The sequence below is a fragment of the Francisella sciaenopsi genome (assembly GCF_045862875.1).
Classification (GTDB): Bacteria; Pseudomonadota; Gammaproteobacteria; order Francisellales; family Francisellaceae; genus Francisella; species Francisella sciaenopsi.
The window spans coordinates 153,626-177,710 of the sequence record NZ_BTHG01000002.1; the positions used below are offsets into that span (position 1 = coordinate 153,626).

A 24,085-nucleotide genomic window follows, 5' to 3' on the forward strand; every position below is an offset into this window, starting at 1 on the left:
ACTGTTTATCTAGTTATATAAAATATTAATTCTAATGTCTAATAAAGACTTTCTTTCAGGGTTAAATCCCCAACAAAAAAAAGCGACCTTGCTAGAGGATCGTAACTCTTTGATACTTGCTGGAGCGGGTAGTGGCAAAACAAAAGTTCTAACTTCTCGTATAGCATATCTCTGTCGTGATAAAGGAGTATCTGTAGAAAACATTTTGGCTGTAACATTTACAAACAAAGCAGCTAAAGAAATCCAACACCGAGTTGAGAAAATGCTTGGGATTTCAACTTTTGGTATGTGGATAGGTACTTTCCATGGTATCGCTCATAGGTTATTACGTAAGCATGCTCATGAATTAGGCCTAGATAAGAACTTTAGAATTCTTGATCAAGATGAGCAGGCTCAATTAATCAAAAAAGTAATTAAAAGTTTAGATCTTGATGATAAAAAGTATCCACCAAAATTATTGCAAAATTTTATTAATAAACAAAAAGACAAGGCTGTTCGTAGTAACAAATTAACAAAGCAGTATGATATTAATTATGCTCATATCTATACTGCTTATGAAGAGAGGATGCAGTTAGATAATGCTTTAGATTTTGCTGACTTACTTTTGTATTTATATGAGTTGTTTTCTTTTAATCAACAGCTTAGAGAATACTATCAGAGTTTATTCAGGTATATTTTGATAGACGAGTTTCAGGATACTAACCAAGTCCAATATATGTGGTTGAAGTTACTTGTTACAGATAATAACTACATGATGGCTGTTGGCGATGATGATCAGTCAATATATGGCTGGCGTGGTGCTGTTGTTGATAATATTCACAAATATGTCGCAGATTTAAATGATGTTGAAATTATAAAATTAGAACAAAACTATCGTTCAACGAAGAATATTCTGAAAGTAGCTAATTCTGTAATCAAAAATAATGATAATAGAATGTCAAAAGAACTATGGTCTGCTGCTGAAGATGGCGAAAAAGTTGAAGTATATTGTGCAGTTAATGAGCGTGATGAAGCTAAATATATTATAGATAAAATTCGCCAATTACATGATGCAGGAGTTAACTATTCTGATATAGCAATTTTATATCGCTCAAACTACTTGTCGCGTGTCCTTGAGGAGAGTTGTATTTATGCAAGTATACCTTATAGGATTTATGGAGGTTTTCGTTTCTTTGATCGAGCTGAAGTCAAGGATGCCTTAGCATATTTAAGATTAGCCGTTACAAGTAATGATAACTTAGCATTTGAGAGAATTATTAATACACCAACACGAGGGATTGGCAATAAAACTTTAGATACAATTCGTAATTTCTCACAGATTAATAATGTGTCATATTGGCAAGCCACTATAGATATTATCCAGAAAGAAATTGTAACAAAAAGAACGGCATCTCTTCTGTTAAAGTTTATAGAGCTTATAAATACTATTTCATCACAAATCAATGATTTAAGTCTAGATAAGCTTCTTGAAATGGTAATCAACGAAAGTGGTTTGTTGGCATCATATCAAGAAAAAGATACTGAAAAAGATCGTCAAAAAATTGATAACTTAAAAGAGTTAATAAGTGCGGCTAAAGATTTTGAACCGCAGATAGAGCTACTTGATGATAATACTGATATACTACAAGATTTTTTGTCTTTTGCGGTGCTAGAAGCTGGTGAGATGCAAGCTGATGAAAATACAGATAGTGTTCAGTTAATGACAATACACGCATCAAAAGGTTTGGAGTTTCGCTATGTTTTCTTAGTGGCGGCAGAAGACGGAGTATTTCCACCAAGTTCAATTATTAATGCTGAAGAAGCATATACTAGTGCTGAATCTAAAAAAATCCAAGAAAAGCTAGCTGAAGAGAGACGCCTATTTTATGTTGCTGTTACAAGAGCTATGAAGGCTCTAACCATTAGCTATGCTCAAGTGCGTAATATCTTTGGCAGAAGTAGTTTCCAAGTCAAATCACGCTTTCTTATGGAAATAGACTCTGAACATATTAATGAGGGTAAACTAACTGTAGGATCTCAAAATAAACCAAAGTTAAAGCAAAAATCAAATTTTGGAGTATCTCCTTTTGACTTTCTTAAGTCAAATGATACGAAAGGTAATAAGTTCAAAAAAGGAGACAAGGTGTTCCATAAAGTCTTTGGTAAGGGGATTTTTATTAAAGCACAATCTCAAGGTTCAAAAGAGTTTTATACTGTAGACTTTGGTGTAGATGTCGGTCAGAAAATTTTATTGGCAGATATTGCTAATCTTGTTAAGGTATAAAAATATACAATCCTAGTATGTATAATCATTGAGTTTTAAAAATTAATAGTTTAGATTGAAATAATTAACATTTTTTACATTAGATTATGTTCAAGAAGACATTAATACTTTCATCTTTAGCTAGTGTACTTATATTAGCTAGTTGTTCAAATGATTCGGATAGAAATACTGATCCTTATGCTGGACAATCAACAAAGGATAATAATCAACTTGTTGTAAATATAGGCTCTGATATGCCGTCAATTGATCCACAGCAATCTTCTGATAATAGTTCAAGTAGAGTAATTGAGGATATCTTTGAAGGTTTAGTTGATTATAATCAGAAGTCAGAGGTTATCCCAACGGGAGCATCTAGTTGGAAGATATCCAAAGATGGTAAGACTTATACATTTTATCTAAGAAAAAATGCTAAATGGACTAATGGTGATCCTGTGACAGCTGATGACTATGTCTATTCATACAGAAGATCTGTAACACCAGAGACTTTAACACGTGCTTATGCTTCATATTTTAACCCGATTGTAAATGCTGTAGCTATTCAGGCTGGCAAAAAGTCTCCAGAGTCACTCGGAGTAAAAGTCCTAGATAAATATACTCTACAGATCAAACTCACAGAACCTAATCCAACATTTTTAGACTCTCTTACTATATATGCATTTTTTCCGGTGAATAAAAAGGCGATAGAAAAGTATGGAGATTCCTGGGCTGCTAAACCAGATACTATCATAAGTAATGGTGCATATAAGCTAACAAAATGGATACACAATGGTTATGCTTTGGCAGGGAAGTCTTCTAATTACTGGGATGCTAAAAATGTAAGTATTGATTCTGTAAAATATCTAATGATCAATGATGTTGCTAGTGATTTAGAGAATTACAAAGCCGGAGGAGAAAGTCTTACCTATAATACACTACCTGCTAATACAGCAGAGTGGTATAAGGAAAACTTTACAAATAATCAATTTCAGCCAGCACCAATGCTTTCTCAAGCTTACTTTATATTTAATATGAGAGACCCTAAATTCCAAGATATTAGAGTGCGTAAAGCTTTAAGTATGGTTATTGATAGAAAAGGTATCGCCGAAGGTGTTAAGAAAGGTTTGGTTATTCCTTCTTACTTGGTTATACCAGAGGCTATAGCTGGAGGTAGATACAAAGATCTGGCAAAAGATATTCCTGATTATGATTGGATAAATGAACCTATAGAGCAAAGAATAAAACAAGCAAGAGAACTTCTCAAAGAAGCTGGTTATTCAAAAAAACACCCACTTGAGTTTACTGTTAACTTCAATACTTCTGATGTTAACCGTTTAATGGCGCAAATTTTACAGGGCTCGTGGCAACAAGATTTTGGAGATTTGGTTAAAGTTAGTATCTTCAATGAAGATTGGAAGGTATATCTTGATAGCTTAAAAAATGGTAATTTTGATGTTGCTAGAATGGCTTGGATTGCAGATTTTAACCAGCCGAATACTTATACTGAGATGTATACATGTGATAGTGACAATAACCGTGGACACTATTGTGATAAAGAAGCTGATGAAATTTATAATAAGTCACTAACTACTAATTCTATGGATGAGTTTTATAAGCTACAGAAAGAGTTGATAATTAAACAAACTGCAGGGTATCCAACTATACCATTGTTTACTCAGCCTGCTATACAGCTTGTACAACCGTATGTAAAAGGCTTTAAACCAGAAGAAAATGTCATGGGTAGATATAGAGCTAAGCAGCTTTCGATTAAGCAGTCAGAAGTATAATTTTCTAACAAGGTAGAAATATTATGATGAAATTTATTTTAAAAAGAATACTAGGAGCAATTCCAACAGTATTCTTTGTTATTACAATTACATTTTTGTTGGTGCATCTAACACCGGGTGATCCATTCTCTTCGGATAGAGCAATGAGTCAACAAGTCCTAGATAAACTACATCATCAGTATGGTATGGATTTACCTTTATGGCAACAGTATTTAAATTATTTGAAAAATTTAATATTTCATTTTGACTTTGGCTTATCATATAAAAATATTGGTGCATCTGTTAATGAGCTGATATTTCCAGCAGATGGAGATAGTGGTTTTTGGTTATCTGTGAAATTTGGAACTATAGTTCTAATTGTGACTACTATATTTGGTTTAACTTTAGGTACTATTGCTGGACTAAAGCAAGATGGTATCTTGGATAGAATAGTAAGTATTTTTTCTGTTACTTTTATTGCTATACCAACAGTGATTACAGCGCCAGTTTTAGTGCTTATATTTGCCGTAGAGCTACATTGGTTACCACCAGGTCAATGGGGTATGGATTTTAGACATTTAGTTCTACCAGTTATAGCTTTGAGTTTGCCGTTTATTTGTATACTAGCTCAAATCCAGCGAAATAGTATTGTAGAAACACTTAACTCACCATTTATTCGTACAGCTTATGCGAAAGGACTATCAAAAACTAGAATAGTGCTAGTGCATGCTATCAAACCATCTTTGATGCCATCTATCTCATTTTTAGGTCCAGCTGCAGCAGGTATTCTAACGGGTACTATTATTATTGAGAAAGTATTTGCATTACCAGGTATGGGTACACAGATGGTAAATGCAGCGACAAATAGAGATTATTCTATAGTATTAGCTTTAACTATTATTTATAGTATTTTAGTTGTAGTTTTTAATTTGATTGTAGATATTTTATATGGATTTATAGATCCTAAAGCGAGGGTCAAATAATGGCAAATAAAAAACAGAGTCTTTTTCAAGATGCATTTATAAGATTCAAAAAAGACAAAGTGGCAGTATTTTCACTATTTGTAATAGTAGCTATTCTAGTTGCCTGCTTTGTTGTGCCTTGGTTTTATCCAGATAATTATTTTTCTCATATAGATTTGTATAGCACAACTCAAGCACCATCTTTTGAGCATTTCTTTGGCACTGATGCAATTGGTAGAGATGTGTTTGTTAGAGTGCTTGTTGGTGGGCAAATTTCTTTTGAAGTTGCGATAGTTGCTACTATTGTTTCAGTAGTAATTGGTACATTATGGGGCGCTTTTGCAGGCTTCATTGGTGGTAAGATAGATGGTTTTATGATGAGAATTGTAGATGCTTTGTATGCGTTACCATTTTTATTTTTTGCAATATTGCTAGTCACATTGTTTGGTAGGAATTTTATACTGATATTTGTTGCAATCGGTGTAGTATCATGGCTTGATGTGGCTAGGGTTGTTAGAGGACAAACTATTGCACTTAGACACAAAGAGTTTGTTGAAGCTGCCAAAGTTAGTGGTCTTACTAATCGTAAGATTGTCACTAAGCATATTATCAGAAACCTTATTGGAATTATTATTGTATATATCACTTTGACAATTCCTACAGTACTTATGCTATCAGCTTTTTTAAGTTTCCTAGGGCTTGGTGTGCAACCACCAATGACAGATTGGGGAGAGATGATAAGTGATGGGGCATCATATATAACTATGGGATATTGGTGGTTGTTAGTCTATCCAGCCGCTTTTTTAACCATAACACTTCTAGCTCTAAATTTTGTTGGTAATGCAATGAGACAAGCACTAGATCCAAAGAGTAAGAGGTAGATGATGAAAGATTTAGCACTTCAAATTAAAGATTTAAATGTTGGGTTTAAGACAGACGATGGTATATTTTCTGCTGTCAGAGATATCAGCTTTGATCTTAAAAAAGGTCATACTCTTGGCATAGTTGGCGAATCTGGTTCTGGAAAGAGTCAAACGGTACTATCACTTATGGGGTTGCTGGCAGGTAATGCGGTTGTATCGGGACAAGCTTTGTTTCACGATCAAAATCTTATAAATATGCCCGTTAAGAATTTAAATAAAATTCGTGGTGATAAAATATCAATGATCTTTCAGGATCCAATGACTTCTTTAAATCCGTACTTAACTATTCACAAGCAGCTTTTAGAGCCTTTAATAATACATAAGGGGATGTCTCATAAAGATGCTACTAAAAAAGTTTTAGAAATGTTGGATGCGGTGCAAATTCCAGATGCAAAGAATAGGCTTAAATTATATCCACATGAGTTTTCTGGGGGTATGCGTCAAAGAGTTGTAATTGCTATGGCACTACTTTGTTCACCTGAAATACTAATTGCTGATGAGCCTACAACAGCTTTAGATGTTACGGTACAAGGTCAAATCTTACAGTTATTATCTAATTTACAAAAAGAACTCCACATGTCTATGTTATTTATCACTCATGATTTGGGTGTGGTAGCTGAGATTTGTCATGATGTAATGGTTATGTATTGTGGTAATATTATGGAGCAAGGTACTGTAGATAATATCTTTGCAAATGCACAGCACCCGTATACAAAAGGTCTGCTAAATACAATGCCTAGTATTACAAGGGATGTGGATATATTGCAGACTATTCCTGGTGAAACGCCAAATATTCATAATATGCCAAAAGGTTGTCCATTTGTTACAAGATGTGATTTTGCTGTAGATATATGCAGAGATACCAAGCCGGAATTGATTTCATATGCAGATCAACGCACAGCGTGCCACCTTGTTAAGGAGTATAAATAGATGAATGTTCTAGAAGTCAAAAATCTCACCGTAGAATTTCCTATAAAAAAAACAATCACTGGCAAAATTACCCAAAAAGTTACAGCTGTAAGGGATGTCAGTTTCAATGTCAAAGAAGGCGAGATTATCGGTATAGTTGGTGAGTCAGGATGTGGTAAGTCATCACTTCTAAGAGCCTTGATTGGGCTTAACGAGATCACTACTGGTGAGGTTATTTGGAAAGGTGAGCACCCTCTACATAAGTATAAATCACATAAACAATGGTTAAGCGTAAGAAGGGATATTCAGATGATTTTTCAAGATCCTTTTGCTTGTCTTAACCCGAGAATGGTAGTCAGAAATATTATTGCAGAGCCTTTGATTAATTTTAATAAGAATTTGAGTAAAAAAGAAGTTGATGAAAAAGTTCTCAAAATGATGAAAAAAGTTGGTTTGAATGAATCACAGATGTATCGTTATCCACACGAGTTTTCTGGAGGTCAGTGTCAGAGGATAGGTATCGCAAGGGCATTAATTTGCGAGCCAAAGCTACTTATCTGTGATGAACCAGTCAGTGCGTTAGATGTATCAATACAAGCACAAGTTGTAAATCTTCTAAAAGAACTACAAAAAGACTTTAAACTTACGATATTATTTGTTGCACACGACTTGAGTATAGTTAAGCATATTTCTGATAGATTGTTTGTGATGTATCTTGGTAGTTTGGTTGAGGTGTCTCCTAAACAAAGTATTTATAATAATCCTGTGCATCCGTATACAAAAGTACTCCTAAATGCTATTCCAATTGCAGATCCACAACTAGCTAGACAACGAACAATTGAAATAGAAAAATCAGAATTACCTTCTCCTCTTAATCCACCTAAAGGTTGTGCGTTTCATACAAGATGTAAGATAGCTGCAGATATCTGTAAGAAAGAGCATCCAAGTTTAATATCGGTTAAGGAAGATGTTTATGTGGCTTGTCATAATATCTAAACTCTAAGAGTCATCTTTGATTTTTTTGAGCATGCTTATCATGATAATAAATGCTAAAGCTAGAACAATGCCAAAAGCAATCGTTATACTTGTATTTGCACTTATATTAAAGTGATCGCCACTATCAATAGCCAGTCCAGCACTAAGTTGTCCAATTTCTATGACTAACGTTATGAGCATATTTGTGATAGCAATTCCAACCGCAGCGAAACTTGGTGGACATATTTTATTAAAGTAGTACCATACTAGAACTTGTGATGCTGAAAAAGTTCCAAATAAGAATGCTATACTAATTGCATAGTTCTTGAATAATTGTGCGTTAATTAGGATAGATACTAATAAAATCCCAACTATTGAGATAGTTATAATTTTTTTACCGCTAAATTTATTACATAGATGTGTCATTATTGGAGAGAAAATAATCCATCCAACAAAAATGGCGGTTATCATAGTTGTTGAATATATGTTATCAAAACCATAAGATTGCTTGAAATATAGTACTCCATACTGTGATGTTAAAATCACTGTTGGCGTATATAGTAATCCTGCCCATATTGCATTTTTCCAGATCAAACTATTTTTTATTAGTTGTTTACCTCTTTTTAGTATTTCACTAAATTTGGGCATAAGAGCGGAAGAGTATTTTTCATGTGGAATTATAAGCTGAAAAAATATAGCTAATGGTAAAGCTATTGCACCAGAATAGATAAAAATATTTATCCAAGAAGTGTCATAGTGAGAGATAATTACACTTATGTTTTGAGAAAATGCCGCCGCAAGAGTACCTAAAGATATAACAAGACTTGTGATAATCGGGAAATACTTTGACTCAAAATTCTCTAAAGTTAGCTTTAGAACACCAATAAATGCAAACGAAGATCCTAGTCCAACTAGCAGTCTACCGAATAATGCTAACTCATACCCCCCTGAGACAAAAATAATATTACCAATCCCGCAAAGAATCGTAGCACTGATTAATACTTTTTTGCTACCATACCTATCAAGTAATATCCCTGCGGGTATTTGCATCAGTAGATATGTAATATTATAGCTAGAAACTAAGAAAGAAAATCCAATATGAGTTGAGATATTAAAGTGTTCAACTATTTGTTCTTGATATGCGCCAGTGAGTATTCTCAAGAAGAACTCGTAACAGTAAAAACTGATTCCGACAACCAGTATTAATGATAACTTAAGCTTTTGCATTGAAATTAGAATCAATAAATCATAACTTGAATTTATCTTCTTTATTTATAAATGTCTAATTAAAAATTTTTAATGAAAAAGTAGAAGTAGATTGCTAACGAATTAAATATTGTACATTATGTTTGTAGATGTAATGGTATTTATTTGGTGTTTTCCTGGTGCGACAAGAGTTGTACCATCTAATTGGAATGTTAATTGAAGACTTAAGTCTTTGTATAGCTCTACTGAAAGAGCGGAAATACTTTGATAAATTGATTTGTTTGTTTGATCGAAATTATATAAGAAGTTCTGTTTGAAATTTGATTTATCAGTGAAGTTCCACACATAATTAACAGTCGCCTGCATACCAAAACCGTTCATTTGACCTTGGTTAACCTTCTTACTTTGTAAGAAGCTTGGTCCTGCAGTGGCACTTAAATTCATACTTTTATTTTCAAAAAGATTTCTTTTGTAGCCTAATGATTCTGTGAAAATATATTGATATGAGCTAAGTTCATCATTTAAGTATGTAAGTCTTCCATAAGTACCATTTTTTTTGTTAAAATCCCAAGATGTTTCTGCTTTTACTTGTGATTTATTAATTTTTACGCTTCTTTTGCTCTCTCGATTATCAGTACTATAAATATAGTTGAAAAACAGTTTATTATTCCATGGCTTGATAGGATTATAGTTTATGTTTAATAAGGCGTTTACGTTTGTTGTAGCACTATCACCTGTTGCAATTGTGCCTCCAAGACCAAAGTTTGTACCTTTCCATGGTTTTTCTACAATCTCCGAATCAAATTGCTTTTCTGGCGTAATCGTATCTTTTGATTCATTGTTATCAGAGCTTATTTTAACTTGACTTTTTTTAGGCTTGCTATTTATCACATCGTTATTAGTATAATTTTTTTGTTTAGCTTCTTGAGCGAGCTTTTGATATTTTTCATAAAGCTCTTTATATTTTTGAGCTTCTTTTTGGTAATCTTCAGCAGACATTGATGAAATGTTTTGTGAATCATTATTGCCAAAGCACTTGTAGCTGTAACCTATTATCAAACAGAGAATGGAAAGTTTTAAAAAATTGCGATACATGAAATTACCATAATCAATAATTAAATTTAAATTCCTTTTACAAAACATGTTATGTTTCAGATAAGTATATCTTATACGTGGTGTAAAATTTAAAAAAGTAGTTTATGATCCATTAAATCATTATTAAATTATATTTATGCTTGTGTGCTATAATTCTAATGAATTGTAATGAAAATTTTGGAGGGTAGTGATTATGAAAAAGAATATAGTTTTTATTTTATTGTTCTTAAGTTCTTTTTTTGCCTATTCTGATAATAATCTTAATCCAAAAACAGGTAAATATTATATAACAGCAAATGATGCTTTTTATCGCCCAAGTACTGAGCGTGGTAATGAGGTGATAGATAGAGACAATGCATCTGAATTCTTAGTAAATGTTTCAGATAATGCTATAAATATTACGGATACTCTTACTTTTGATGCGTATACTAGCTCTACTAATTTAATAGCTCAGGGATCTATGGGAGATCTTAAAGACACAAAATTTTATACGCAGGAAACAAAGTTAGTTAAAAAATTGTGGAATGATAAGTTTGAGCTCTATGGTGGCACAGTCTTAGGAGCTAATCCATATCAGTTAAATAATATCAATTCAGCTTATGATACCGGATCTAGAATAGCCGCCTTTGCGAGTGGTAGAACTGGAGCTAAATATAATATGTCAGAAAATTTTGGACTAGTATTAGAAGGGCAGTATAACTTAACTGGAGAGATGGCTGATAATACAGATATGTTTACAGGCTTTGATGGAGCTCAGTATAAAGGTTCAAAAATGTTAAAGACAGGTTTTGAGTGGAATTTCTAGATTAAACCATTTTCTTTCATAATAATTAGTTTGATTATCCAATATATTATTTTATTTACATGTGTGGGGTTTTGGAGCATAATTTTTTTACATCAAATTTATAAATTATTAAATTATGCAAAAAATTACAAGGGCTGGTTTTACAATATGGTTTATATGCGCGTTTTTTTATGCGCTTGAGTTTATAATTCGAGCTTCAGGAAATTCACTCTATAATGATTTTTCTACAACACCATATAACTTAACAGCAGAACAAATTAGCGTACTAAGTTCGGCATTTTATTGGGCGTATGTTGCTTCACAGCTTCCAGCTGGTATTTTGCTTGATAAATTTGGCGTCAAAAAGATCATGGCAATAAGTACTTTGATATTCTCTATAGGGGTTCTTATCGCAACTATGGCTACATCTTCAGAATATCTTATTTTATATAGAGTGTTAGCTGGTATTGGTGGAGGATTTGCTTTCTTATCTGCGCTAAAAGCGATAGCTATATGGCTTCCTAAGAGAACTTTTCCTCTATTCACAGGGGCGACTCAGATGCTTATGTATGGTGCAGGTACTCTTACTGGTCTACCATTAGTCATTCTAGCAAACCATTTTAGTATTCAGGTGATAATGTCTGGAATTCTTGTTGTTTCAATAGTTATGTTCTTAAGTGTATTGTTTTTCATACCTTTTAAAGAACCTCATAATCAGACTGATACTGATGAATTAGCTGACACTCATACTAAGATTGAAGATATTCCTATAGTTTTTAAGATAAAGCAAATTTTACTAAATGGATTTTTCTGTTTCACAATTTATGGTACGACAGCTATTTTTGCAGATTTATGGAGTTATAGATTCTTGAGTTTGGATGGATATCCTGAGCACTATGCTGGTTTAGCATCATCTATGATATTTATTGGGATTGCAATTTTTAGCCCTTTATGGGGAGTTGTAGCAACGTTGTTAAACAAACAAAAAGCCTTACTAACATGGGCTTCAATTTTTGGTTTATTTATCGTTGTGGCTGTTGTATATCTGCATGTTAATCCAATAATTATGTGTATATTATGCGTGCTATGGGGTGGGATGCAAGCAGCTCACGTTCTTAATTTTACAATTTTGCGTCAACACATCAGCCCAATGTATATAGCTACTGGTATTGCTGCAGTTAACTTATTTATACCTTTAAGTGGTGCTGTACTTCAGCCATTTGTTGGATATATGGTTTCATTTTTTGAAAATTATGGCTATGGACAGTTAGAAGCTTTTAAATATTCGTTATTCATTTTGCCTATATTAATGTTTTTATCTGTATTATTGTCTCTTTTTATTAAAGAGAAAAAAGCTTAGAATATCTTTTTAGGAATTTATTATTTTTTTATAAGGGAATTTTCATGTCCAAGCAATTTATATTAGCAATAGATCAGGGTACTACTAGTTCACGAGCAATAATTTTTGATAAAAAAGGAAATATCAAAAAAATAGCACAAAAAGAATTTACACAGATTTATCCAAAAAGTGGTTGGGTAGAGCATGATCCAATGGAGATATGGGCATCACAAAGTAGTATTGTTAGAGAAGCTCTTGAGTATGCTAGAGTTTCTCCTAGAGATATAGCAGCAATTGGTATTACCAATCAAAGAGAAACAACTGTTGTTTGGGATAAAAATACAGGTCAACCAGTATATAATGCTATAGTGTGGCAGTGCCGTAGAACATCACATATTTGTGATGAAATTAACAAAAACGAAGATCTTAAAAAATATATCCGTAAAAACACGGGTCTTATTGTTGATGCATATTTCTCTGCTACAAAAATCAAATGGATTTTAGATAATGTTGACGGAGCTAGAGAAAAAGCAGAAAAAGGAGATTTGCTTTTTGGAACAATTGATACTTGGTTAATTTGGAATTTAACTAAGGGTGAAGTTCACGCTACTGACTTTTCAAATGCTTCAAGAACAATGTTGTTCAATATTAATACACTTGAATGGGACAAAAAAATTCTAGAGTATTTAGATATTCCAGTATCGATGTTGCCAGAGGTTAGATCTTCGAGTGGAGATTTTGGACATACACACCCTAGCACTCTAGGAGGAGCGCGAATCCCAATAGCCGGTGTAGCAGGGGATCAGCAGTCAGCATTGTTTGGACACTGCTGTTTTGAAGAAGGAATGGCAAAAAATACTTATGGTACAGGATGTTTCGCTTTAATGAATGTTGGTGATAAGCCCGTGTTTTCTGATGCTGGTCTATTAACTACAATCGCTTGGGCTGAGGATGGTAAACCAACTTATGCTTTAGAGGGGAGTGTTTTTATTGCAGGAGCAGTTATCCAATGGATTAGAGATGGTCTAGGTCTTGTACGTTCTGCTGAAGATAGTGAATATTACGCAACAAAAATTGACTCAACTGATGGTGTGTACTTGGTGCCAGCATTTGTTGGGCTTGGTACACCATATTGGGATATGTATGCTCGTGGGACTATTGTTGGTATTACTCGAGATACGAAACGTGAGCATATTATTAGAGCAGCGCTTGAAGCTATAGCATATCAGGCAAAAGATGTTTTAGATTGTATGAAAGAAGATACAGGTCTTGATCTGGCAGGTCTTCGTGTTGATGGAGGTGCAGTGCAAAATAATTTCTTGATGCAATTTCAATCAGATATTTTACAGTCAGAAATTTCTAAGCCTAAAATTAATGAGATTACAGGTTTAGGTGCGGTATTCTTAGCAGGTCTAGCTGTAGGATTCTGGAAAGATAAAGAAGAACTTAAAACTATTCTTACAACAGAAAAAACTTTTGAGCCGCAAAAAGATCCTCAAACTGTAGCTCACGATTATAAAGGCTGGAAAAAAGCGGTTCAAAGAAGTATGGCTTGGGCTGAGTAATATTTTATTGGCTAGATTTAAGGTAGCTCGACAAGAGAGCAAATAGTTTTTAAATACAAAGATTTTAAATATAAATGAAGAAAGAATACGACATAATAATAATAGGTGGCGGCGCAACCGGTTTTGGTTGTGCTATTGAAGCGGTTTCAAGAGGCTATAAAACTTTGCTTTTAGAGGCTTATGATTTTGGTAAAGGTACATCTTCAAAATCAACTAAGTTGATACATGGTGGTTTAAGGTATCTAGAGAATTTTGATTTTGCTTTAGTGAAAGAGGGATTAGAAGAGCGTTTTTCATTCTTGCATAATGCTCCACATCTAACTCATAAGCAAGCTTATCTTATTCCAACTCGCAGCTATTTTGAAACTATCAAATACACTATAGGAGTTAAGCTATATGAGTTTTTATCAGGTAAATACAAAATTGGTAAAAGCTATAATCTCAACAAACAGCAAACATTGGCAATGTTACCGAATATTGATGATTCAAAACTTAAAAAGAGCTTAGTATATTACGATGGTCAATTTGATGATACTAGGCTTTTGATTTCTTTGATGAAAACTTTTGAATCTAAAGGCGGTGTTGCCCTTAACTATCATAAAGTAGAAAAGATATTTAGTTCAACAGACTCAAAATTAGATACTGTAAAAGTAATTGATACTTTATCAGGCGAACAAAAAGAATTTACAGCTAAACACATTGTTAATGCAACAGGTACTTTTACTGATAAAACTATAGATATAGCGAATCAGCAAGATTCTCATAAATATGTATCGGTTGCTCAAGGTACACATATTGTTTTTGATAGAGAAAAGTTTCCTACAGAGCATGCAATCTTAATTCCAGAGACAGAGGATGGTCGTGTATTATTTATCTTACCTTGGCATAATCATCTAATAGTGGGTACCACGGATATAAAGAAGGAAGCTCCGAGTATTGAGCCACGAGCGGAAAAATCTGAGATTGACTTTATCCTAGAGACATTTAATCAGTATGCAAAAACAAAAGCTACTATTGATGATATTAAGTCTGTATATTGTGGTCAAAGACCTCTAGTATCTCCAAAGAATGCTAAAAATACAGCAAAAATCTCGCGTAAACATGAGATTGTAGAGTCAAAGGATGGCTTAATAACAGTTGTTGGTGGTAAATGGACAATCTTTAGAAGAATGGGGCAAGATGTTTTAGATTTTATTGAAACCAAAAAAATTGCTCAAAAAATATCCAAAACTTCTGATGAGTTACTTGTTGATGCTATTGAGCCAAAAGATGCATATCCTTTAAAAGTTTATGGCAAAAATGTTGAAGATATCAAAATCATTCAAAAAGAGTTAGATAATCATAGGTTGCTACATAGTGATCTACCGTACTATCAGGCAGAGGTGATTTATCATGTGAGAGCTGAAAAGGCTAAGAGCGTCGAAGATGTATTAGCACGTCGTACTAGGGCAGCGTTTTTGGATATCAAAGCTAGTATTGCTGCAGCTTCAGTAGTAGCAGAGCTTATGGCAAAAGAGCTTGGTAAAGATCAGTCATGGCAAGATCAGCAAGTTTCTAGCTTTAAAGAGTTCGCTAAAAACTTTGATGTGGATGAGTTGTATAAATAAGGGTTTTTTATGTTAGAAGCATGTATAGCAGAAGCAATAGGCACAATGTTACTTATTCTTTTAGGTAATGGTGTTGTAGCGGGAGTAGTTTTAAACAAAACTAAATCTCATAATGGAGGTTGGATTGTTATAACATTGGCTTGGGGATTAGCCGTATTTATAGGAGTGTTGGTTGCAGGTCCAATTAGTGGTGCTCACATGAATCCAGCAGTCACGATAGCTCTTGCTCTAGCAGGCAAATTTTCATGGGCTTGGGTAGCTCCATATATTGTTAGTCAAATTATTGGAGCTATGCTTGGGCAGTTACTCGTTTGGACTATGTACTACCCTCATTATTCAGCAACTGATAATACAGACTTGAAGCTAGCGACACATTGTACTTCTCCGGCTATCAAACATTTGCCATCTAACTTTGCTAGTGAAGTTATTGGTACTTTTGTTTTAGTTTTAGCAATATTGGCTATGCATGGAGTAGTTGTCCAAGTTGGCGATCCAGCAATTGCGACAGCATATCCAATAGATATGGGTGCTTTAGGTGGTATACCTGTTGCATTTGTTGTGGTTGTGATTGGTTTATCGTTGGGCGGAACGACGGGTTATGCTATAAACCCTGCTAGAGATTTTGGTCCAAGATTGTTTCATGCTATTATGCCGATACAAGGAAAAGGTTCTTCTCAATGGAGCTATGCGTGGGTACCGATACTTGGTCCTGTTTTAGGGAGTGTCATTGCCACAGGTTTATATCTGTTCCTGAAGACAAAAGGAGTTTTCTAATAAAATGTGTGAGATGATTTATCTACCACTACTAGCTGATGATCTTTTGAGATTGTTTATTTCAATTATGCTATTTTTATGTTGCGTGATTTTAAGCTATATCTTTGCAAAAAGAAAACCTTGGGATGTGGCATTTTGGATATGTTTTTCAATATCTTTATTGGGGATGGGTAGTTATGGATATGTTGCTCATCATATTTATCTAGAAAATACCTTCTCCTATGATGGATTTATCTCTGGAGCTGCATTTGTTACGGTATGTGGACTGTTATTTTCAAGAAAAAGATATTTTGATTTTAATGATAATATTTTCAGTAAGGATGCTCTTATACTATTTGCAACGTTTTTTGTTTTTGCTTTAATTTATATATTCACCATAAAATATAATTTTGACTGTGTTGCAGCATTTGGACATTTTTTTATAGATGCTTTACAGATAGTTATCTATCCGTTATTGTTATTATTTGCAATATCAGCATTTTTATATAGGTTTTCTATATGCTTATCTGCATTTGCTATAAGTATGGCATTATTTATTGTTGAGAATGGAGTTTTTATATTAAATGCTTTGACAGGTGCTGTGAAGCATGAAACAGCTGCCGAGGAAATTTCGTTTGCTACAATATCGATAGTCCTTAGTTGTATAGCGGTTTTTATGCTTACTAGAGCTAAAAGAATATACATGGAGAGTAAAAAAAATGTTTGATCAAATTAGTGTCGAAAGTTCATTGTGGATGAATTTACTTATTTCAATTCTAATTTTAGCTATAGGCTTTTGGGTATCTAAGTATATCAAAAAATTAGTCTATCGTTTGCTTGAAGATTATGACAAAACAGTATCGCAATTCTTGTCTAGTGTTGTATATACTATCTTCTTGGTTTTGGTCGTAGTAATCGCATTGGCAAAACTTGGAGTGCCTATATCGCCAGTCACAGGAGTTTTAACAGGGGTTGTTTTTGGTATTTCTATGTCTCTTAAGACGTCTTACAATATCGTGGCATCAGGTATTATGCTTGCATTTAGTAAGCCTTTTGAGATAGGTGAGAGGGTTGATCTAGGTGGGATTGTCGGGGTTATTAAATCTATTGGATTTTTGTATACAAAACTTGATGATGATGATGGTAATGAAATTGTTGTGCCAAATAATCTAATTCTTTCTAGGATTATTACAAGGTTCTCTGAATCAGAAAATAAGTAATGCAAAAAAGTTTTCTTAATTCCGAAAATTATTTATACCTGTCAAATGGTCAAAAAATAATTCTCAATAATCAGCAAATAAAAGCAATTAGTCATATAAAAAAATTCCTCAAGAGTAAAGATACTTATTTTCTACTTTCAGGATATGCAGGTACAGGTAAGACTACTGTTGTTAAGAAGATCTTGGATGAGTATCCTAAGAGGGCAATAGTCTCAGCACCAACCCGTAAGGCAAATGCTGTTATTTCACAATCAACTTCTGCACCTGGGTATACGATCCACTCTTTGCTTGGATTGCAACCTGATATAAATCTTGTTGATTTTAACCCAAATGAACCAGTTTTTGGACAAATTAATAAAGCTACTATCAAAAACTATGATTTAATAATAGTAGATGAAGCAAGCATGATAAATAAATCATTGTTTGAACTTATTGATGCTGAAATTACTAAGTCATTATCATCTAAGGTTATATTCTTGGGAGATAAAGCGCAAATACCTCCTGTAGGAGATCAAGAGAGTCCAATTTTTCAGTTAGAGAATAGTTACGAACTTACGCAACTTATGCGTCAATCTGATGATAATCCTATAGCACAGCTAAGTCAGCAACTTAGAAATATTGGGGAAGAGTTACCAATCTTTTTGGATAAAAAAGAAAGTATACTGAGCAAAAATGGCGATGGTGTGTTATTTGTTAATTCAAATGCTCAATTTAGAGATGAGATTAAGAAGGTTTTTGGCTCTTCGTATGCAAAAGCTGATTTAAATTATGCAAAACTAATAGCTTGGCGTAATAGAACAGTTATGCAATCAAATAGGATAATCAGGGACTTGGTTTTTGGACAAAATGCTAATTTAATAGAAAAGGGGGATGTCCTAATAGGTTATAGAGCGATAAAAGCTAGTGCTAAAGAATCTTTTTTAATAAATAATTGTGTAGATTATAAAGTGGTCGAAGTGTCCGATAGACAAAAAAATATAAATGGGTTGCTTGGCTATACCGTAAAAGTACATGAGAAAGCGAGAATTTATCGAGGTTTTGATGAGAAAAGTATTTTTATAATAGATTCAGATAGTAGTGAAAACCTCAACGAGTATGCTGAGATTCATGATAATTTATTAAAAATTGCTAGAAGTGATAGATTGTGGTCAGTATATTATGAGTTTAGAAAAAATAATTTATTAATGATTGATATTGAAAGATATTCCGATGGAGGCTTAAGAGCTAAAAGCGATATAATAAAAAAAGATTTGGACTATGGCTTTGCGGTTACAGCCCATAAAGCACAGGGATCAACATATAAAAAGGTATTTATGCTTTTAAAAGATATTGCTTTAAACAAGAATTATACCGAAAGAAATCAGATATTGTATGTAGCTATGACAAGGGCACAAAAACAATGCATAGTTTTATAAAAAAAGATATAAGAGCTTTACATTTATATCTACACATAGTAATATAAACTTAGTTTTTTGTTAGATAAGTTGTTTCTGCGAAGCAAAATGCAAATTATCATAAAAAAGCTTGATTTTTAGTCAAATAAACTTTATAGTTATCTAAAAGTTTTAGGGGAGGGATTCCCGAGCGGCCAAAGGGATCAGACTGTAAATCTGACGGCTCAGCCTTCGCAGGTTCGAATCCTGCTCCCTCCACCATGCGGGTGTAGTTCAATGGTAGAACTTCGGCCTTCCAAGCCGATAGCGTGGGTTCGATTCCCATCACCCGCTCCACCTAAAATAAAATATAAAATAAGCATTATTAATAAGCTCGCATGGCTCAGTTGGTAGAGCACTCCCTTGGTAAGGGAGAGGTCACCAGTTCAAGTCTGGTTGTGAGCACCATATTTGATTTATTATTTTTTGTTGAAAAAAAATGGAGCATAGAAATGGCTAAAGAAAAATTTGAACGTTCGAAGCCGCACGTAAACGTAGGTACAATTGGTCACGTTGACCATGGTAAGACTACTCTTACTGCTGCTATCACTAAAGTTATGGCTGAAAAGAACGGTGGTTCAGCTCGTAAGTTTGATGAGATCGATAATGCGCCTGAAGAAAAGGCGCGTGGTATTACTATCAATACTTCACACGTAGAGTATGAGTCTCCAAATAGACACTATGCTCACGTTGACTGTCCAGGACACGCGGACTATGTTAAAAACATGATTACAGGTGCTGCTCAAATGGATGGTGCTATCCTGGTATGTTCTGCTGCGGATGGTCCTATGCCACAAACTCGTGAGCACATTCTACTTTCTCGTCAGGTTGGCGTACCGTACATTGTTGTTTTCTTAAACAAGTGTGATATGGTTGACGACGAAGAGTTGTTAGAATTGGTTGAAATGGAAGTTCGTGAGCTTCTTGATCAGTATGATTTCCCTGGTGATGATACTCCAGTTATCATGGGTTCTGCTCTTAAAGCTATCGAGGGTGAAGAGCAATATGTTGAGAAAATTGTTGAGCTAGTTGCTGCTATGGATGATTATATTCCAGCTCCTGAGCGTGACACTGCTAAGCCATTCATTCTTCCAATTGAAGATGTGTTCTCAATCTCTGGTCGTGGTACAGTTGTGACTGGTCGTATTGAGCGTGGTGTGATCAATGTTGGTGATGAAGTTGAAGTTGTTGGTATTCGTCCAACTCAAAAAACTACGGTAACTGGTGTTGAGATGTTCCGTAAGCTTCTTGACAAAGGGGAAGCTGGTGATAACGTGGGTATCCTAGTTCGTGGTCTTAAGAGAGATGATGTTGAGCGTGGTCAAGTACTATGTAAGCCAGGTTCAATTAAGCCGCATACTAAGTTTGAGGCTGAAGTATATGTTCTTTCTAAAGAGGAAGGTGGTAGACATACTCCATTCTTTAAAGGATATAGACCACAGTTCTACTTCCGTACTACAGATATTACTGGTGCTGTTGAGTTGCCAGAAGGTGTTGAAATGGTAATGCCTGGTGATAACATTAAGATGACTATCACTTTAATCAACCCAATCGCTATGGACGAGGGTCTACGTTTTGCTATCCGTGAAGGTGGTAGAACAGTTGGTGCTGGTGTTGTTGCTAAAATTATCGAATAATAGATAGTTTAATAAAAAAATATAGGTCAGTAGTTCAATTGGTAGAGCAGCGGTCTCCAAAACCGCAAGTTGGGGGTTCGAGTCCCTCCTGGCCTGCCATATAATTAGGGCGGTGTTGTGATTTTTGCAACATCGCCTTTTTTATTTCTTGATATTATTTATTCGGTATGATATTTTATTGGCTACGTTTGTAATTTCTCTATGTAAATACTTTTTTAAGAAAGGGATATCTTGTGAAAAAAAATCAAGGTTTGAATAAAGTGTGGGTTAGTGGTGCTACGAAGACTAGTGAAATTAAGAAGATTTCTAAGTCAAGTAGCTTGTTGTTGTGGATAATGGCGGTAGCAATTATAGTCTTTGGTGTTGCGATTACTATGTACTCTGATGTGCTTGGTGGAAGTTATAGTTCCTATAATACATCTTTGGCGGTTGTTGTAGTTTTGGTGGCTTTAGTTGTTGCAAGATTTACGAATCAGGGGCGTCGCTTTTGGGCATTTTTCCAGGCTTCAAAGCTTGAGTTGGCGAAGGTTGTGTGGCCTACACGCAAAGAGACGATGACGATATCTGCTATGGTTATAGTGGTGGTTATAATTTTTGCACTAATAATATCTTTATTTGGTGTTATATTTGAGAGTTTTATTCAGTATTTTCTGGGTTAATAAAGGGATGTAAATATGCTTTGGTATGTTGTGCAAGTGCACTCAGGTTATGAGAAAAGAGTGAAAACTCAGCTAGAAGAAAATATAGAAATAGCAGGCTTAAAAGAAAACTTTGGTAGAATACTTGTTCCGACAGAGAATGTTGTTGAAATGAAAGGTGGTCAGAAACGTAAGAGTGAAAGAAAATATTTTCCTGGATATGTTTTGATTGAAGCTGATTTGACAACAGAAGCTTGGGATGTCATAAAGGCTGTACCTAGAGTGTTAACTGTTGTTGGTTCACGAGGTAAGCCAATTCCTTTAAGCAAGGCTGAAGTGGAAAGGATATTAGGATTTGTAGAGGGAAGCACTTCTACTGTTGAACCTAGATTGAGAAAAACTTACCATGTTGGAGAAGTTGTTAGAGTTCTTGAGGGACCTTTCAATGATTTTACTGGTGTTATTGAAGAAGTTAACTATGAAAAATCAAGATTAAGAGTGGCAGTATCTATCTTTGGTAGATCTACTCCTGTTGAGCTTGAGTTTTCACAGGTTGAAAAAGAGTCTTAGTAGCGATTTACTAAGATAGTGGGGAGCTTATATCTTTATATAAGTGCTATTAACCTAAATTTGGAGAAAAATAAATGGCTAAGAAAAAAATAGAAGCTATTATCAAGTTGCAAGTTGCAGCAGGGAAGGCGAATCCTAGTCCACCAATTGGTCCTGCATTGGGTCAACATGGTGTTAATATTATGGGATTCTGTAAGGAATTTAACGCTAAGACACAAGGTATGGAACCTGGTATGCCAATACCTGTTGAAATATCAGTGTATAGTGATCGTAGTTTTACTTTTGAAATGAAGACTCCTCCGGCTTCTTATTTAATTAAGAAGGCTATCAAGGTTAAGTCTGGTTCGTCAAATCCTTCAAAAGACTTTATTGGTACTATTACTCGTGAGCAATTGGAAGAGATTGCTAAGGTTAAAGATCCTGATTTAACAGCTGCAGATATTGATGCGGCTGTAAGAATTATTGCGGGTTCTGCACGTAGTATGGGTGTAAAAGTAGAAGGGGTTGAATAATGGCTAAAATTTCAAAAAGAATGAAAGAAATCTCAGCTAAGATTGATGCTGAGAAAAAATATCCTGTATCAGAAGCTTTTGATATTTTAAGAGATGTTTCATCTGTTAAGTTTGTTGAGTCTGTTGATGTTTCAGTTGCTCTTGGTGTTGATCCGCGTAAATCTGATCAAGTTGTAAGAGGGGCTTCTGTTCTTCCTAATGGTACTGGTAAAACTGTTAGAGTAGCAGTTTTTGCAAAAGGTCCTGCCGCTGATGCTGCTAAAGAAGCTGGTGCAGATATTGTGGGTATGGAAGATCTAGCTGACGAAGTTAAAAAAGGTAATATGGACTTTGATGTTGTTATCGCATCTCCTGATTCAATGAGAGTTGTTGGACAGCTTGGTCAAATCCTTGGTCCTAAAGGTCTTATGCCAAACCCTAAGGTTGGTACTGTAACTATGGATGTTGCTAAAGCAGTTAGAGATGCTAAAGCAGGCCAAGTTAGATATAGAGTGGATAAAGCAGGTATAATTCATACTACTATTGGTAAGGTAAACTTTACTAGTGATGCTTTAAAACAAAATTTAGAGCAGCTGTTAGCTGATCTTAAAAAAGCAAAACCATCAGTATCAAAAGGTATATATCTGAAAAAAGTTTCTGTATCTAGTACAATGGGTCCAGGAATAAGTGTTGACTTTTCGGATTTAAATATATAATATACTGCTTTGCAATTTCTTTGGGTTGTATGAAAATGCAACGATCAAAGACCGTAGGAGTCGGGCTTGCTTGACTTAATATTTATCCTACGCAGACGATGTTGACAACCTTTTTTGGTCTAAATATCGTGTTAATTAAATAAAGTGTGGACAATAAATAAGGAGTCGATATGGCACTTAGAATAGAGGATAAAAAAGCAATTGTTGCTGAAGTTGCTGAACAAGTGTCCTCAGCATTGTCTGCAGCAGTAGCAGACTACCGTGGTTTGACTGTTAATGAAATGACTTCATTAAGAAAGCAAGCTCGTGAGTCTGGAGTTTATTTAAGAGTTGTGCGTAACAACTTAGCACGTTTAGCAATTAAAGGAACTGATTTTGAGTGTCTTGGTGATGCTCTTAAAGGTCCTCTTGTTCTTGCTCTTTCTAAGGATGAGCCAGGTGCGGCAGCTAAGCTATTTAAAAGCTTCCAAAAAGATCATAATGCTTTTGAAGTGAAAAATTTAGCTATGTCTGGTGAACTGTTTGGTCCTGAAAAGTTAGATGACTTTGCTAAGCTTCCTACTAGGGAAGAGGCACTTGCTACATTACTTAATGTTATGCAAGCACCAGTTACTAAGTTTGTTCGTACTCTTAATGAGATTCCGTCTCAGGCGGTACGAGTATTTGCTGCTGTTGGAGATAGTAAATAATTGCACTGGCTTATAGAAAAGCTAAAAAAGAATTAATTGTTAAATAAATAGGAGTTATAAAAATGTCTATAACAAAAGAAGATATCCTAAATGCTGTTGCTGAAATGAGTGTAATGGATGTATGTGATTTAGTTAAAATGATGGAAGAAAAATTTGGTGTATCTGCTGCTGCTGCTGTTGCTGTTGCTGCTGCTCCAGCTGCTGCTGCTGAAGCTGCTGAAGAGAAAACTGAATTTGACGTTGTTTTAGTTGATGCTGGTTCAAATAAAATTGCTGCTATTAAAGCAGTAAGAGGCGCTACTGGTCTTGGTCTTAAAGAAGCTAAAGATGCTGTTGAAGGTACTCCTTTCACAGTTAAAGAAGCTGCATCTAAAGATGAAGCTGAAGCTCTTAAAAAGCAACTTGAAGAATCTGGCGCTAAAGTTGAGCTTAAATAATAAAATTCTAAATTATAATTTTTAGAAATTTATGACTAGTGGTCAATTTTGGCCCCTAGTCTTTCTAGTATTGAAAGATACATAGATATTGGTGCAAATATAATCATATTTGCTTTTTATTTTGTGTAAAC

23 protein-coding genes and 4 tRNA genes are annotated in these 24,085 nt (G+C 34.5%); 25 read left to right on the forward strand and 2 right to left on the reverse strand.

The window, feature by feature from the left end; all coding sequences use genetic code 11:
- Window positions 1–34 precede the first annotated feature (34 nt).
- From ACKTR7_RS03245 to ACKTR7_RS03270, 6 genes are all read left to right on the forward strand, one after another.
- The gene (locus tag ACKTR7_RS03245) at window positions 35–2,263 is read left to right on the forward strand and encodes a UvrD-helicase domain-containing protein (protein ID WP_407876995.1); all 2,229 of its coding nucleotides are present in this window, start codon (window positions 35–37) and stop codon (window positions 2,261–2,263) included.
- 86 nt (window positions 2,264–2,349) lie between these two features.
- Window positions 2,350–4,026 (forward strand): peptide ABC transporter substrate-binding protein, encoded by a 1,677-nt coding sequence (locus ACKTR7_RS03250; protein WP_407876996.1) that lies wholly within the window; start codon window positions 2,350–2,352, stop codon window positions 4,024–4,026.
- A gap of 23 nt (window positions 4,027–4,049) precedes the next feature.
- Window positions 4,050–4,988 carry an ABC transporter permease gene (locus tag ACKTR7_RS03255; RefSeq protein WP_211490388.1) on the forward strand — a complete coding sequence of 313 codons (939 nt, stop codon included), beginning with the start codon at window positions 4,050–4,052 and terminating at the stop codon, window positions 4,986–4,988.
- Window positions 4,988–5,848 (forward strand): ABC transporter permease, encoded by an 861-nt coding sequence (locus tag ACKTR7_RS03260; protein WP_004287040.1) that lies wholly within the window; start codon window positions 4,988–4,990, stop codon window positions 5,846–5,848. The genes ACKTR7_RS03255 and ACKTR7_RS03260 overlap by 1 nt, the downstream gene beginning before the upstream one ends.
- 3 nt (window positions 5,849–5,851) lie before the next feature.
- Window positions 5,852–6,820 (forward strand): ABC transporter ATP-binding protein, encoded by a 969-nt coding sequence (locus ACKTR7_RS03265; protein ID WP_407877135.1) that lies wholly within the window; start codon window positions 5,852–5,854, stop codon window positions 6,818–6,820.
- Window positions 6,821–7,795 (forward strand): ABC transporter ATP-binding protein, encoded by a 975-nt coding sequence (locus tag ACKTR7_RS03270; protein WP_407876997.1) that lies wholly within the window; start codon window positions 6,821–6,823, stop codon window positions 7,793–7,795.
- Window positions 7,796–7,798: 3 nt separating this feature from the next.
- Here the strand turns inward: ACKTR7_RS03270 and ACKTR7_RS03275 are convergent, their stop codons facing one another.
- Both ACKTR7_RS03275 and ACKTR7_RS03280 read right to left on the reverse strand, forming a co-directional pair.
- Window positions 7,799–9,001, reverse strand: a complete 1,203-nt coding sequence (locus ACKTR7_RS03275; RefSeq protein WP_407876998.1) for an MFS transporter — start codon at window positions 8,999–9,001, stop codon at window positions 7,799–7,801.
- A 102-nt stretch (window positions 9,002–9,103) separates the two neighbouring features.
- Window positions 9,104–9,979 carry a DUF481 domain-containing protein gene (locus ACKTR7_RS03280; RefSeq protein ID WP_407876999.1) on the reverse strand — a complete coding sequence of 292 codons (876 nt, stop codon included), beginning with the start codon at window positions 9,977–9,979 and terminating at the stop codon, window positions 9,104–9,106.
- Between the two features lie 289 nt (window positions 9,980–10,268).
- Here ACKTR7_RS03280 and ACKTR7_RS03285 point away from each other — a divergent pair, with 289 nt between their 5' ends.
- The 19 genes from ACKTR7_RS03285 to rplL all read left to right on the forward strand — a co-directional run bounded on the left by ACKTR7_RS03285 (window position 10,269) and on the right by rplL (window position 23,954).
- The gene (locus ACKTR7_RS03285; RefSeq protein WP_407877000.1) at window positions 10,269–10,880 is read left to right on the forward strand and encodes a hypothetical protein; all 612 of its coding nucleotides are present in this window, start codon (window positions 10,269–10,271) and stop codon (window positions 10,878–10,880) included.
- 115 nt (window positions 10,881–10,995) lie between these two features.
- Window positions 10,996–12,219 (forward strand): MFS transporter, encoded by a 1,224-nt coding sequence (locus ACKTR7_RS03290; protein WP_407877001.1) that lies wholly within the window; start codon window positions 10,996–10,998, stop codon window positions 12,217–12,219.
- Window positions 12,220–12,263: 44 nt separating this feature from the next.
- Window positions 12,264–13,763, forward strand: coding sequence for a glycerol kinase GlpK (gene glpK, locus ACKTR7_RS03295; protein ID WP_407877002.1), 1,500 nt, complete (start codon window positions 12,264–12,266; stop codon window positions 13,761–13,763).
- A gap of 74 nt (window positions 13,764–13,837) precedes the next feature.
- The gene (locus ACKTR7_RS03300) at window positions 13,838–15,370 is read left to right on the forward strand and encodes a glycerol-3-phosphate dehydrogenase/oxidase (protein WP_407877003.1); all 1,533 of its coding nucleotides are present in this window, start codon (window positions 13,838–13,840) and stop codon (window positions 15,368–15,370) included.
- 9 nt (window positions 15,371–15,379) lie between these two features.
- The gene (locus tag ACKTR7_RS03305; RefSeq protein ID WP_407877004.1) at window positions 15,380–16,144 is read left to right on the forward strand and encodes an MIP/aquaporin family protein; all 765 of its coding nucleotides are present in this window, start codon (window positions 15,380–15,382) and stop codon (window positions 16,142–16,144) included.
- Between the two features lie 4 nt (window positions 16,145–16,148).
- Window positions 16,149–16,850: a hypothetical protein gene (locus tag ACKTR7_RS03310; protein ID WP_407877005.1), complete on the forward strand. Its 702-nt coding sequence runs from the start codon at window positions 16,149–16,151 to the stop codon at window positions 16,848–16,850.
- On the forward strand, window positions 16,843–17,343 hold the full coding sequence (locus ACKTR7_RS03315; RefSeq protein WP_407877006.1) for a mechanosensitive ion channel family protein: 501 nt from the start codon (window positions 16,843–16,845) through the stop codon (window positions 17,341–17,343). Before ACKTR7_RS03310 ends, ACKTR7_RS03315 begins: the two co-directional genes overlap by 8 nt.
- Entirely contained in the window at window positions 17,343–18,758 is a 1,416-nt protein-coding gene (locus ACKTR7_RS03320; RefSeq protein WP_407877007.1) for an ATP-dependent DNA helicase, read from the forward strand. Before ACKTR7_RS03315 ends, ACKTR7_RS03320 begins: the two co-directional genes overlap by 1 nt.
- Window positions 18,759–18,913: 155 nt before the next feature.
- A tRNA-Tyr gene (locus ACKTR7_RS03325) sits at window positions 18,914–18,998 on the forward strand.
- Window position 18,999: 1 nt separating this feature from the next.
- Window positions 19,000–19,073: transfer RNA gene (locus tag ACKTR7_RS03330), tRNA-Gly, on the forward strand.
- Between the two features lie 35 nt (window positions 19,074–19,108).
- Window positions 19,109–19,184 (forward strand) — tRNA-Thr (locus ACKTR7_RS03335).
- Window positions 19,185–19,228: 44 nt separating this feature from the next.
- Complete coding sequence (tuf, locus tag ACKTR7_RS03340; protein WP_004287053.1) at window positions 19,229–20,413, forward strand: elongation factor Tu; 1,185 nt, start codon at window positions 19,229–19,231, stop codon at window positions 20,411–20,413.
- Window positions 20,414–20,436: 23 nt separating this feature from the next.
- Window positions 20,437–20,512, forward strand: a tRNA-Trp gene (locus ACKTR7_RS03345).
- 134 nt (window positions 20,513–20,646) lie between these two features.
- Entirely contained in the window at window positions 20,647–21,072 is a 426-nt protein-coding gene (gene secE / locus ACKTR7_RS03350; protein ID WP_407877008.1) for a preprotein translocase subunit SecE, read from the forward strand.
- 15 nt (window positions 21,073–21,087) lie between these two features.
- Window positions 21,088–21,621: a transcription termination/antitermination protein NusG gene (gene nusG / locus ACKTR7_RS03355; protein ID WP_407877009.1), complete on the forward strand. Its 534-nt coding sequence runs from the start codon at window positions 21,088–21,090 to the stop codon at window positions 21,619–21,621.
- A gap of 74 nt (window positions 21,622–21,695) precedes the next feature.
- On the forward strand, window positions 21,696–22,133 hold the full coding sequence (rplK, locus tag ACKTR7_RS03360; RefSeq protein ID WP_012280431.1) for a 50S ribosomal protein L11: 438 nt from the start codon (window positions 21,696–21,698) through the stop codon (window positions 22,131–22,133).
- Window positions 22,133–22,828, forward strand: a complete 696-nt coding sequence (gene rplA, locus ACKTR7_RS03365) for a 50S ribosomal protein L1 (RefSeq protein ID WP_044526877.1) — start codon at window positions 22,133–22,135, stop codon at window positions 22,826–22,828. The genes rplK and rplA overlap by 1 nt, the downstream gene beginning before the upstream one ends.
- A 170-nt stretch (window positions 22,829–22,998) precedes the next feature.
- Window positions 22,999–23,517: a 50S ribosomal protein L10 gene (rplJ, locus tag ACKTR7_RS03370; protein ID WP_004287058.1), complete on the forward strand. Its 519-nt coding sequence runs from the start codon at window positions 22,999–23,001 to the stop codon at window positions 23,515–23,517.
- 62 nt (window positions 23,518–23,579) lie between these two features.
- Complete coding sequence (rplL, locus tag ACKTR7_RS03375) at window positions 23,580–23,954, forward strand: 50S ribosomal protein L7/L12 (RefSeq protein ID WP_407877010.1); 375 nt, start codon at window positions 23,580–23,582, stop codon at window positions 23,952–23,954.
- Window positions 23,955–24,085: the final 131 nt, after the last annotated feature.

Coding starts and splice junctions, on each gene's coding strand:
- rplA (WP_044526877.1), top strand. CDS start 22,133: ATGGCTAAAATTTCAAAAAGAATGAAAGAAATCTCAGCTAAGATTGAT.
- ACKTR7_RS03260 (WP_004287040.1), top strand. CDS start 4,988: ATGGCAAATAAAAAACAGAGTCTTTTTCAAGATGCATTTATAAGATTC.
- tuf (WP_004287053.1), top strand. CDS start 19,229: ATGGCTAAAGAAAAATTTGAACGTTCGAAGCCGCACGTAAACGTAGGT.
- ACKTR7_RS03245 (WP_407876995.1), top strand. CDS start 35: ATGTCTAATAAAGACTTTCTTTCAGGGTTAAATCCCCAACAAAAAAAA.
- ACKTR7_RS03300 (WP_407877003.1), top strand. CDS start 13,838: ATGAAGAAAGAATACGACATAATAATAATAGGTGGCGGCGCAACCGGT.
- rplK (WP_012280431.1), top strand. CDS start 21,696: ATGGCTAAGAAAAAAATAGAAGCTATTATCAAGTTGCAAGTTGCAGCA.
- ACKTR7_RS03315 (WP_407877006.1), top strand. CDS start 16,843: ATGTTTGATCAAATTAGTGTCGAAAGTTCATTGTGGATGAATTTACTT.
- nusG (WP_407877009.1), top strand. CDS start 21,088: ATGCTTTGGTATGTTGTGCAAGTGCACTCAGGTTATGAGAAAAGAGTG.
- rplJ (WP_004287058.1), top strand. CDS start 22,999: ATGGCACTTAGAATAGAGGATAAAAAAGCAATTGTTGCTGAAGTTGCT.
- ACKTR7_RS03275 (WP_407876998.1), bottom strand. CDS start 9,001: ATGCAAAAGCTTAAGTTATCATTAATACTGGTTGTCGGAATCAGTTTT.
- ACKTR7_RS03310 (WP_407877005.1), top strand. CDS start 16,149: ATGTGTGAGATGATTTATCTACCACTACTAGCTGATGATCTTTTGAGA.
- glpK (WP_407877002.1), top strand. CDS start 12,264: ATGTCCAAGCAATTTATATTAGCAATAGATCAGGGTACTACTAGTTCA.
- ACKTR7_RS03285 (WP_407877000.1), top strand. CDS start 10,269: ATGAAAAAGAATATAGTTTTTATTTTATTGTTCTTAAGTTCTTTTTTT.
- ACKTR7_RS03270 (WP_407876997.1), top strand. CDS start 6,821: ATGAATGTTCTAGAAGTCAAAAATCTCACCGTAGAATTTCCTATAAAA.
- rplL (WP_407877010.1), top strand. CDS start 23,580: ATGTCTATAACAAAAGAAGATATCCTAAATGCTGTTGCTGAAATGAGT.
- ACKTR7_RS03280 (WP_407876999.1), bottom strand. CDS start 9,979: ATGTCTGCTGAAGATTACCAAAAAGAAGCTCAAAAATATAAAGAGCTT.
- ACKTR7_RS03320 (WP_407877007.1), top strand. CDS start 17,343: ATGCAAAAAAGTTTTCTTAATTCCGAAAATTATTTATACCTGTCAAAT.
- ACKTR7_RS03290 (WP_407877001.1), top strand. CDS start 10,996: ATGCAAAAAATTACAAGGGCTGGTTTTACAATATGGTTTATATGCGCG.
- ACKTR7_RS03305 (WP_407877004.1), top strand. CDS start 15,380: ATGTTAGAAGCATGTATAGCAGAAGCAATAGGCACAATGTTACTTATT.
- ACKTR7_RS03250 (WP_407876996.1), top strand. CDS start 2,350: ATGTTCAAGAAGACATTAATACTTTCATCTTTAGCTAGTGTACTTATA.
- ACKTR7_RS03255 (WP_211490388.1), top strand. CDS start 4,050: ATGATGAAATTTATTTTAAAAAGAATACTAGGAGCAATTCCAACAGTA.
- ACKTR7_RS03265 (WP_407877135.1), top strand. CDS start 5,852: ATGAAAGATTTAGCACTTCAAATTAAAGATTTAAATGTTGGGTTTAAG.